At 46.6% G+C, this 11,454-nt stretch carries 9 protein-coding genes; all 9 read left to right on the forward strand.

The genetic code is table 11. The annotated features are described in order from the left end of the window. The first annotated feature begins 14 nt into the window (after positions 1-14). Complete coding sequence (locus ABDB84_RS12115) at positions 15-1,544, forward strand: lipopolysaccharide biosynthesis protein (protein WP_345919997.1); 1,530 nt, start codon at positions 15-17, stop codon at positions 1,542-1,544. Then, positions 1,541-3,160: a hypothetical protein gene (locus ABDB84_RS12120; RefSeq protein WP_345919998.1), complete on the forward strand. Its 1,620-nt coding sequence runs from the start codon at positions 1,541-1,543 to the stop codon at positions 3,158-3,160. The genes ABDB84_RS12115 and ABDB84_RS12120 overlap by 4 nt, the downstream gene beginning before the upstream one ends. A gap of 20 nt (positions 3,161-3,180) precedes the next feature. Further along, a complete protein-coding gene (locus tag ABDB84_RS12125) occupies positions 3,181-4,362 on the forward strand; it encodes a glycosyltransferase family 4 protein (RefSeq protein WP_345919999.1) in 1,182 nt (393 codons plus the stop codon). Continuing rightward, entirely contained in the window at positions 4,359-5,519 is a 1,161-nt protein-coding gene (locus ABDB84_RS12130) for a glycosyltransferase family 4 protein (protein WP_345920000.1), read from the forward strand. The genes ABDB84_RS12125 and ABDB84_RS12130 overlap by 4 nt, the downstream gene beginning before the upstream one ends. Further along, entirely contained in the window at positions 5,516-6,670 is a 1,155-nt protein-coding gene (locus tag ABDB84_RS12135; protein WP_345920001.1) for a glycosyltransferase, read from the forward strand. Before ABDB84_RS12130 ends, ABDB84_RS12135 begins: the two co-directional genes overlap by 4 nt. Beyond that, positions 6,667-7,230, forward strand: a complete 564-nt coding sequence (locus ABDB84_RS12140; protein ID WP_345920002.1) for an LbetaH domain-containing protein — start codon at positions 6,667-6,669, stop codon at positions 7,228-7,230. The genes ABDB84_RS12135 and ABDB84_RS12140 overlap by 4 nt, the downstream gene beginning before the upstream one ends. After that, positions 7,231-8,058, forward strand: a complete 828-nt coding sequence (locus ABDB84_RS12145) for a glycosyltransferase family 2 protein (protein ID WP_345920003.1) — start codon at positions 7,231-7,233, stop codon at positions 8,056-8,058. An 80-nt stretch (positions 8,059-8,138) separates the two neighbouring features. Next, a complete protein-coding gene (locus ABDB84_RS12150) occupies positions 8,139-10,049 on the forward strand; it encodes a hypothetical protein (protein ID WP_345920004.1) in 1,911 nt (636 codons plus the stop codon). A 26-nt stretch (positions 10,050-10,075) separates the two neighbouring features. Then, positions 10,076-11,410, forward strand: a complete 1,335-nt coding sequence (locus tag ABDB84_RS12155; RefSeq protein ID WP_345920005.1) for a UDP-glucose dehydrogenase family protein — start codon at positions 10,076-10,078, stop codon at positions 11,408-11,410. The last annotated feature ends 44 nt before the right edge of the window (positions 11,411-11,454 follow it).

Raw genomic sequence — 11,454 nt, forward strand, 5'->3', positions numbered from 1 at the left:
AATGATTGTTTTTTATGTCTGTAGTTAAAAGACTGTTGTCTGGGAGTATTGCCGGGTGGGCAAGCATTGCGATTTTGACCGTAAATCAACTTGCCTTAGTGCCGATTTTTTTAAAGTATTGGACGGTTGAGGAGTTTGCGGTTTGGTTGGCCGCGCAGGCTGTTTTGTCCTTTGGTACTGTGCTTAGTGTTGGCTATAACACCTATTTAGAGTTTGAGTTTATAAAGTACGGAGAAAAAAACAGAATTCGTATTGCCGAAATTCTCTATTCGGCCGCTCCTTGTGTTTTTGTTCTAGCAGCATGTGAAACCTCTGTTGTTTTTTTTGCAATCAAAAGTGGGTGGGCGAACAGTCTATTTAACTCCGATGGAGATCTACCTGCATGGTTGCTTCGAGATGCAGGCTATCTCATTCTTGTTCAGTCTCTTGGCTATTTGATTAGTGTATGTGTTCTGGGGTTGATTCAACGCGCAATTGTTCCTTTTGGATATTACTCGCGAAATGCGTGGCTATATGTGTGTGGATCAATCGTATCGACTCTTGGCGCCGTCTGTTCCGTAGTGTCAGGAGGAGGGGTGCTGGTGACAGGTATCGCCCAGGTTGCCGCATATTTTTTATTTTCAGTGGCTGCTGCGTACTATTTGATAAATATACTTAAAGACGAACTGTTGCTGCCGCGAAAATTCAGTTTGCTATACGGTTTTAAATCATTGCTTCCCGCATCCGCATTGGCAGTAAAAACGCTATTTGGAATGCTTCAGCAGCAAGGCGTTCGATTGTTATTAGGTGGTTTTTTAGGCATGCATGAGCTGGCCAGTTTTGCATCAATGCGAACGATAAATAATGTTGCCATGCAAGCAGCGAGCACCGTTGTTAACCCGTTGGCGCCAGAGCTGATGCGCTATGCGAATAGTGGTGATTCAGAAAAGATGCACTCCACCTTTGGTTTGATGTGGATCTTGGTAGCCATATCGCTGGCCTTTGTGTTGGTTCCTTTGCAATGGATTGCTCCGCTAGTTTTCAAAACCTGGACTCTCGGACGTATTTCATATTACCCATTTGTTTTTTGCGGCTTGTCAGTAGCTTTGCTTGTTTTTTGTGTTTCACAGCCTGCACTAACGATAGTAAAAGGAACCAACAGCATAAAAACGCAACTCGCGGCAACCATCTGCGGCGCATTTGTACTGATTGTGTCTATCTATTGTCTTTCAAAAAGTATTGGCTTGCTTTCGGCTGCCGTTGGATTAATAGCCTCGGAGGTCATCGCGTTAATATTTTATATGCTCAGTGCAAAGCGATGGATAGCACGTCACGAAATGACCTGGCCTCAGTTGCTATTTATCAGGGTTGTAGTCGTATGCAGCATTTCTTCCCTAGGGATATTGCTAACCGCAGCTTTTCCAGAGCATGCCTTGACGATTACTGCTGTGATCTGGTTGTGTGAGCTAGCTATGCTGCCGTTGGTGTGGCGGGCGTTGCCGTACGTACTGAAGGAGCGCTTTGTGAGTATTCAAAAGCGTGTTGTTAGTGCGGGAATTGAATGATGATGAACGCCACGACAGAGTATGGATTTGTAGATAACAGACAGATATCTCTTGTAAGAAGCTGTATAAATTTTCTATTGATTTTTAGTGCCATCATCCAGTTGTTTTTGTATTTTACATATGAAGACAATGCGGTGTCTGTGTTGATTGTGTTGTTCGTTTCGTTGTTGACTACGGCATATTGTTTGAATGGTCGCGTATTTTGTAAAACACCTGTGTCGAGCTTGCTCATACTTGGTTTTAATTTTGTGAGTTTAAGTGGAGCAATGGTTGTAATGACCATGGGTGCAAACCCGATCGTCAAGTACTTAAATGTTCCTTTATATACATTTAGCTTGTTGGCGATTGCTCAGATTACATTGATATTTTCTCATGTAGTCTATTTGAGGTCGTATGTTTTTGTCAGGGCTAGCGAGCTGATTAGAGAGAATATATTAAAACCAATCGGCTTGTTTGATCTTCCAGGAGATAAAGTACTTTGGACTATGGGCGTAGTGGGGTGTATTGCGATTTCACTGACGCGCGCGGGAAGCTTTGGGGAAGCACAAACCTTCCAGGGTAATGACGTTGGCAGCAAGGTGTTCGCGGGGTTTGCTGTTTTTTCAGCCGCACCATTGTTTGGGCCGATATTTAAAAAATTTTACGAAAATACTGAAGATAAGCCCCTTGGCATCTCATGGTGGCCGCTGATTACCTATTTTTGCATGTTGTTGATAGTTGCTACGGTCGCTAACACTCGGCAGGTGTTTGCCGACGCTGTTATCGAGTGTGCATTAGGTGCAGTAATTCTGTTTTGTTTGGGGAAAATAAAGCTTACGTCACAGTTGCTGAAGAGACTGATTCTTATAGCGCTGGTCGCTACAGTTGTATTGCCTCTAATGTCTAGATTTTCTATAGCAATGGTGGTTGCGCGAGAGTTTAGAGCGGACTCGTCGCCAATTTCCCTCCTGTCTCTAACATGGAGTTCGTTTTGGGATCAGGCAGCCATTGCTTCTTATCAGGAGGGAATAAAGACAGCATTGCTTGGTGACTACAATGAGTTTTATGCAGACAATCCACTGCTGTCTAGATTTATTATCACGAAATTTCACGACAATATGTTCTATTTTTCAGGGCATCTACAGTCGGGAGATGGGTGGTTGTTATTTAATTCTGCGTTGGATCGAATTATTGCATTGCTGCCACAGCCATTGATTAACATTCTGGGGCTTCATGTAGATAAATCTGATCTATTAAGCTCCAACGGTGACTATCTTTTTTCACTAGCCTCCGGGTATGGTCTTGGCGGATATAGAACGGGTTCGATGATTGCAGAGGGTTTTGCAATGGTTGGATTTTTATACCCGCTGCTATTAGGTGTCTTGGCGATAAGCTGTTTTTCTTTTTACGATGCATTCGCGGATAACTCCCGTGCCAAAGGGGTTGTTGTTGCTCCGGTGATGATGTTTCAGATCTGGTATCTATTTGGCGGTGTCGGTGGGGCCGCATTTGGTGCGGAAGGGCTGAGTAACGTTGTTGTGGGCATACTTCGCGGCATGCCACAGATGGTTATTTTCTACTGCGCGATTGCGTTTTTTGTGAATAGCTTTTTGTCCAGCAGGCTTAGTGCCAAATAACATAAAGTCATGGAATTAGTATGAAGCCCAATGTAGTGATGCTGGTAAGTCATCCTATTCAATATTATGTACCGATCTATCGCTGGCTTGCAGCACAAGGCGATATCAATCTGACAGTTCTATTTCATAATCGCGTTGGGGTGACAAAGTCATTTGATGCCGGATTTGGTCGAGAGATTGTCTGGGATCTTCCTTTGCTGGAAGGTTATAAATATGAGTTTTTGTCTGATCGTAGTGAGTCCGGTGGTATTTGTTTTTCAGTAGTTTCCGCATTGTATAGAATTAACCCGGATGTCTTGTTGGTCCACGGTTATCACGACGTTACGAATATTCTTGCTGTTTTAGCGTCGAGACTTATGGGGGTTCCTGTTTTAATGCGGAGCGACACCAAGCCGACCCCGCAAAATATGAACCCAGGCTTATTCAAAGGAGCTCTGAAGAGGCTTGTGTTTAAGCAGGTTGACTATTTTTTGTCCATTGGAATGCTCAATCGCAAGTTCTACTTGCAGAACGGCGTACCGGCAAGAAAGATCCTGTTTTCACCGTTCTCTGTAGAAAATAACTTTTTCACTTTAGATGGCAATGAAAGAGTTTGGCGACGTAAACAAACTCGTTTAGCGCTAGGCATTTCTGATAGCGAGTTTGTCGTACTTTCTGCATCCAAGCTGATCAAGCGAAAACGCGTTTCAGATGTGATATCCAGCTGTGCCCAATTGCAAGCGGAAGGCCTACCGATGTGCTTGCTCATCGTAGGCTCTGGCGAAGAAGAGATGTCCTTGCGTGCACAAGCAGAAATGTCTGGCGCTCATGTTGTTTTTGTTGGCTTTAAAAATCAAACGGAAATTCGCGATTTTTATGCCGCATCTGATGTGTTCGTTTTGCCATCTGAACTGGAGCCTTGGGGATTAGCTGTTAATGAAGCTATGGCATCAGGTTTGCCTTGCGTAGTGTCTGATCAGGTTGGTGCAGCGCCAGATCTAATCGAAGGTAAAGGAACCGGAATTGTATATCCATGCGCTGATCTCTTAGGTCTGGCGGAGGCATTGAGAAGACTTGCGCTGGATAGACCGCTTTTATTGTCTTGTGGTTCGCGTGCTCTGCAATTAATTGCTGACTGGGATAATTCTGTCTGTGCGAAGGAGTTCCGTGTGGCGATAGCTTTGGCGGTAAAAAAAGATCAACAACATAGTGCTGCGGTATGAAAATTGTATTGTTTTCGCATCCGGATTTTATGAATAGTAAAAGCATGCCTCTTTTTGCGCGGATGTTGAGTTCAAGCTTTGGTGCGGTGGATGTTGTTTCTCCCAAGCCTGTTTTTTATCGTCTTTCCTTTGGGGGTGGCGTTAAGAAGTGGCTTTCATATGTAGATCAATATATTGTTTTTCCGGTGTCGGTAAAGCTATATATCAGAAGATTGCCAAAAGATACTTTGTTTGTATTTTGTGATCAGGCGTTGGGGCCTTGGGTTCCGCTGGTGAAGAATAGGCCGCATGTTATTCATTGTCATGACCTTATGGCCCTTCGCTCGGCGCTCGGTGCGGTTGCAGAAAATCCTACTGGTTTGACGGGGAAAATCTATCAGCGATTTATACGCTGGGGGTTCTCACAGGGTAAAAACTTTATATCCGTTTCCGAGCAAACCCGCACCGAATTACATCGCTACGCGCACATCAATGCTGATGAGTCTGTTGTTGTATATAACGGATTGAACTACCCATATTGTCCGATGACGGAGGATGCGCGTACAAAATGTCTTGTAGATGCTGGGCTTCCGGTTGAAGCACGAGGCATGTTGCTGCATGTCGGGGGGGGGCAGTGGTACAAAAACAGGGTGGGCATTGTTGAGATGTACGCGGCCTACGCGGAACGTGTTAAGGATCCGCTGCCTCTCTGGATGATTGGTCCTAAAGATCAAGCGGCGGTGTTACAGGCCATTAAAAAGGTACCGCCCGGCGGCAAGGTGTATTTGTTGAGCGGTTTGGACTCAAGCGCTTTGCATGCGGCTTATGCGCACGCGCGATTGTTGCTATTTCCAAGTCTTTCGGAGGGGTTTGGCTGGCCGATTGTGGAGGCGATGGCGTGTGGTACGCCCGTCGTGACAACAGGTGAGGCACCGATGACCGAAGTCGGGGGGGATGCAGCCTTCTATCACTATCGCCGAACGCTGAAAAATGCTCGCGAATGGGCGATTGAGGGGGCTGTTCTTATTTCGAATATTCTGAACCTGCCGGATGATGACAGAGAGGCGGTTGTTCGGCGAGGCATTGAGAATGTGGCTCGCTTTGATTCTCAGCGTACATTACAAGCATATAAGGCGGTATATCGCCGCATTTTGGAAAGGTCGGGGTTTTCGTCTTGAATCTACTGCATGTAATTCCATCTTTGAATCCAAAAGGCGGCGGCCCAATGGAGGGATTGATTCAGATGGCTCATGTTCACAAAAAGAACGGAGTTCATGTGGAGGTGGTCTGCTTCGATGAGCCAGGTGACGTTCATTTACAGGGCCTGCCGGTTGTTCCTCATCCACTCGGAAAGGGGATGATGACTTATGGCTACAACCCGAGACTTGTTCCTTGGCTAAAGGACAACATCCATCGTTTTGATGCAGTGGTGATAAACGGTGTATGGCAATACCATGCATTCGGCACCTGGCGTGCTCTGAAAAATTCTGGTAAGCCCTATTTCGTCTACACCCACGGCATGCTTGATCCCTGGTTCAAGCATGCATACCCGTTGAAGCACCTAAAAAAATGGCTTTACTGGCCATGGGCCGATTATCGTGTGCTCAGGGATGCAAAAGCTGTGTTATTTACCTGTGAGGAGGAGAAGTTATTGGCTCCTAAGAGCTTCTGGCTCTACAAGGTAAATCCCCGCGTCGTGAAGTACGGTGCAGCTACGCCGCCACAGGACAGTGACCGTGTCCGCGAACTTTTTTTGAATTCGTTTCCGATTTTGCGCGGAAAAAAATCACTATTGTTTTTAAGTCGTATACATGAAAAGAAAGGTTGCGATTTATTGATCGAGGCGTTCGCACGCATAGCCGGTCTGGATGAGGACGTTCGTCTGGTGATGGCGGGGCCGGATCAACATGGTCTGGTTGAAGGTCTGAAAGCCCAAGCCGAGTGCCTGGGAATTGCCGATCGGATTGTGTGGACAGGAATGCTTAGGGGCGATATGAAATGGGGCGCATTTTATGCGAGTGAACTGTTTGTCCTGCCCTCTCATCAGGAAAATTTCGGCATCGCAGTTGCTGAGGCTTTAGGTTGTGGCGTTCCGACCCTGATTTCTAACAAAGTGAATATCTGGCGTGAAATTGAAGAGGATGGTGCAGGTTTGGTTGGCAACGATGATGTGGCGGATACCGAAGCGAACTTGCGACGTTGGGTTGAAATGAGCTTTACAGAAAAACAGAAAATGATGAAACAAGCGCGAGCTACGTTCAAAGAGCGCTACACCGTTGAGCAAATGACTCATAGCATGCTGAGCACTATAAAGGATTGCGTTGCATGATCATCTCGGGTAGCGATCCGTACACCCAGGCATCTTTTTCTTTTAGCAATCGTTTAGCCCGTCTAGCCTGGACGTGTGTTGAGTTAACTCTATTTAGGTTCTCTCCTCGTCCTCTTCATCGCTGGCGTGCATTTCTACTTAGATTATTTGGCGCCAAGCTCGGTTCGCATGTGCACGTATATCCAGGTGCGCGCATTTGGGCACCGTGGAATCTGCGAACAGAGAGCTATGTTGGTGTTGCAGACAATGTACGTATCTACAACATTGCAGAAGTTCATCTTGGAGAGCGCTGCGTAGTTTCTCAGGGTGCTTTTTTGTGTACGGGTAGCCATGACATTGATTCGTCGAATTTTCAATTGATTGCTGATTCGATTCGTCTTGGCCGACACACGTGGATTTGTGCTGAGGTATTTGTCGGGCCTGGTGTTGAGATAGCTGATGGATGTGTAATTGCCGCAAGGGCTGTAGTGGTCAAATCTATTAGAGATGTATGGACCGTTTGGGCGGGAAATCCAGTTCAATATAAACGTGACCGCAGCAAGAGTTCAGGAGTTGTATGAATGTCGATTTCCGTACTGATTCTGACTAAGAACGAGCAGCAAGACTTGCCAGAATGTTTAGCTTCGGTGATATGGAGTAACGACATTCATGTGCTGGATTCTGGTAGTACTGATAACACTTTGCATGTTGCTGAAGAGGCTGGTGCGAAAGTGTCTGTTCGGCCTTTCGATGGTTACGCCTCGCAGAGGAATGCTGGCCTGAGCCTGCCATTCCTGAACGAATGGATTTTGATCCTCGACGCTGATGAGCGCATCCCGCCTAGCCTTGTTGATGAGTTGCTGGCGTTTGTTCGCCAGGCGCCGACCTCGGTTGCGGCAGCGAGATTCCGTCGTCGAGACATTTGGTGGGGGCGTTGGTTGAAGAACGCCCAAATCTCGCCATTCTATATTCGCCTTGTGCGCAAAGGCAGGGCGCATTACGAAAGAGAAATTAACGAAGTACTCATGGTTGACGGTGAGGTTGTCGACCTACACGGCTATTTTGATCATTATCCATTTTCTAAAGGAATGGATCATTGGATTACTAAGCATAATATTTATTCCCGTATGGAAGCTCAGTTGATTGCTCAACGCCAGATTGCTGATCACTCATGGGGGAAGGCATTGTTTGGTCGAGACTTTAACGAACGCCGTCTGCATCAAAAAGCAATTTTTTACAAATTGCCTGGGCGTCCATTTGTGAAGTTTTTTTATATGTTTTTTTTACGCCGAGCTTTTATGGATGGTTGGCCGGGTGTCCGATACGCATTGGTCCAGAGCATCTATGAGTATTTTATTGTGTTGAAGACTAAGGAAATTGATTTCAGATCAAGAAATGGCTTTTTTTGATTTCATATGTTAAGCAAACATAGTTGTTTTTTTGCGTGACGTTAAATGGCAAGTTTTTGTAGTTGATTTCTTAAGCGTCAATGAAATATACCCCATTGCTATGTCGACTCGTTAGCTTGCTCCGACTAGGATTATTCCTGAGTTGTATTGTCTTTGGAGCATCAGTTCACGCCGCGCTTAAGGAGGATGATTGGCTGGATGCAGTGGGCAGTCGGCGAGATCTTTTGCTTGCATCAGGGGCAAGTCGGCGCGTCGATCTTTCTCGCGGGGCGAAGACAGCGGCTTATGAGGTTTTGGCGGCCACTGCGGTGGAAGGGTGCGGTCCGAAAGAGTGGCCTCAATACATGGTCGATCTGCCAAAACTGAAAGTGTCGGATAGCTCTGATGGACCAGTTGAAATGTTCGCACTGCCGCCTTTGGTACGCTATTTATACCAGTTTGGCGATTGTTTGAGTTCCTTGCAAAAATCAGAGCTAATTGCCAATTTTGTGGCGCTAAATAATCGCCAACGGCTCACTGCACATGGAACGCTTAATCATGCGGTAATGAGGGCTACATCCTGGTATTTACTCGCTCAATATTTTGAGAGAGCCAAATGGACTGATTGGGATGGAAAGGTTTTTGATTCAATAGCCCTGATGCGGGAGACGAAGTCAAAGTTAGCACAAAGGCGTAGTCATTTCTTTAACAAGGGACATTATGAGCTGCTTTCGCCCACCTATGCGATGGTCGATTATTTTCCTTTGTTGAATTTGATCGATTTCGCGGCGGACGAGGATGTTAGAAATAGTGCTGAATCTGAAGCGTTGCTGGAGCTGGCTGCGCTGCGCGCACATTCGTTTCATGGCGTCATAGTGCCGCCACTGACACGCAAAAACTACGATCAAATGAACTCCACTGATCCGACGAGTAGTTATACGCCATCCATTAGTCAACAGATTCTTTGGTACTACTATGGTGAGCCGAAAGGCTTTGAAAATCGTGATTTCCGGAGTGGAGAGCCGTTCTACGCAGCGATGCTGGCGCTTTCTAAATGGAGGCCGCCTGCTGCTATAAGGGGTATATCGTCCGGTTCAGGCTATCGAATTCGTTATAACACACCACGTTTTGGTGTTTGGGATGCCTTAACACCGATTGAAATATATGGTGATAGTCTTATTGGGGACGAATTCGCAATCGGGACCGGGAACCTGAATTTTCAACCTGCCGGCTATAGCGGTCATATACAAACCTTTGCGATATTGTTGAAGTCCGACAAGCCATACAATCAAATCGAGTGTTACCACCCTTTCTGGAAGAGCAATCAGGGGGAGGATGCTTGGTCTACCGATAGATCATCGCCGTTTCAGCAGATGTATCGCTACGACGAATCATCTGTCGTGATGTTGTTCGATATTCCGGATAAAGACCCCTGGCCTTTGAACAAAGACAATCGATTCTGGAAAGATCGAGATCAGCATGCCAATGATTTGCTTAAAGTCGCAGCCTGTCGCGTGTCACGCAGTTTTGATGAGGTTGTTTTCGATGGGCAGTGGGTTTTTGTCAGGCAAGGGGATGTTTATGTGGCGATGGCGAGTCTCAACGGGAAATATGAAATAGATGAGGCTAAGTCTTCATTGTTAAGAGATTTCTATTCTATAAAAATACGCCAAGCCAGAAGCGCGCTGTTTTTTAGGGTTGAACGACGTAAAACGGACGCTGACTTTAATGATTTTAAATCTCGGATGAAGTCATCACCTCTCCCGGTTTTTGATGCTTCTGTCGGTTCGGTGCTGGTGCACGAAATGACTGGCGATGTGACAGAAGTTAGATGCCGGATTGAGAAGCTTGCGACTGAGGCTGATTGGTGGTCGGCCGTGCCTTTGATACTCAGGAATGGTCATGACATCAAGCCGGATGATTCGTTTGTGATTGACTCCACTGTGCTTTCTATTCGCGATGGAGTATTGCGCGTCAGATCGGACAAAGGCGATCTAGATTTAAAAAACTGATATTCACTATCAATAGAGAATCGATTATGAAAATTACCGTTGTTGGAACTGGTTACGTAGGCTTGGTGTCCGGGGCTTGTTTAGCAGAAGTGGGCAATGATGTCTTGTGTCTTGATTTGAATCCCGAAAAAATACGAATTTTGAAGGACGGAGGAATTCCCATCCATGAGCCGGGTCTGGATCAGGTTGTTTCGCGTAATGTTGCGGCGGGGCGTCTGCATTTCACGACCAGTATAGAAGAGGCTGTTCGATTTGGTACGGTTCAATTTATTGCCGTTGGTACACCGCCCGATGAAGATGGCTCTGCCGATTTGCAATACGTACTGGCGGCTGCGCGCAACATCGGTCGCTTGATGACCGATTACAAGGTCGTGATTGATAAGAGTACCGTGCCGGTTGGCACTGCCGACAAGGTGCGTGGAGCAATTGCAGAAGAGTTGGTTAAGCGTGATGTGGTTGTGCCTTATAGCGTTGTGTCTAACCCCGAGTTTCTTAAGGAGGGGGCGGCTGTAGAGGACTTCATGCGCCCGGACCGGATCGTTGTCGGGGCAGATGATGAACAGGCAATCAACCTCATGCGCGCCCTGTATGCGCCTTTTCAGCGTAGCCACGAGAAACTCGTGCTGATGGACGTGCGTTCAGCTGAGCTAACCAAATATGCCGCTAATGCCATGTTGGCGACGCGTATTTCTTTCATGAACGAATTGGCCGTTTTAGCCGAGAAGCTTGGGGCCGACATCGAGCACGTTCGTCAAGGTATCGGCTCTGATCCGCGTATCGGTCGTCATTTCTTGTATGCCGGTTGTGGTTACGGTGGTTCGTGTTTTCCGAAAGATGTCAAAGCGCTGATCCAGACTGCAGCTTCCGCGGGGCAGGGGTTAAAGGTGCTCCAAGCGGTTGAAGATGCTAATGAAGCACAAAAGCTTGTCTTGGTGGACAAGATTACGCGTCGTTTTGGCTCCGATCTTTCAGGAAAACACTTCGCGTTATGGGGGCTGGCATTTAAACCCAATACGGACGACATGCGTGAAGCGCCAAGCCGTGTGCTTATTTCCGAGCTGTGCAAGCGAGGTGCGACTGTTACTGCTTACGATCCTGTGGCAATGGATGAAGCGCGTCGTATTTTTGCTGAAGAGCCGCGTCTGAGCTATGCAGTACGGCCGATGCAAGCTCTAGATGGTGCCGATGCTTTAGTGATCGTAACCGAGTGGTTGGAGTTTCGTAGTCCAGACTTTTCAGCAATTAGAAAAACGCTGAAGAGCCCCGCTGTTTTTGATGGCCGCAATATGTATGATCCAGCATTGCTATTGGCTAATGGCCTTGAGTATGAAGCCATTGGTCTGGGAATCAAGCGAAATTGAACCCTTGTTTTAGGGTTGATTGTGTTTTTTAATGATTCGCCGCT

It is taken from the genome of Uliginosibacterium sediminicola (genome assembly GCF_039631295.1).
In the GTDB taxonomy this organism is placed as follows: domain Bacteria; phylum Pseudomonadota; class Gammaproteobacteria; order Burkholderiales; family Rhodocyclaceae; genus Viridibacterium; species Viridibacterium sediminicola.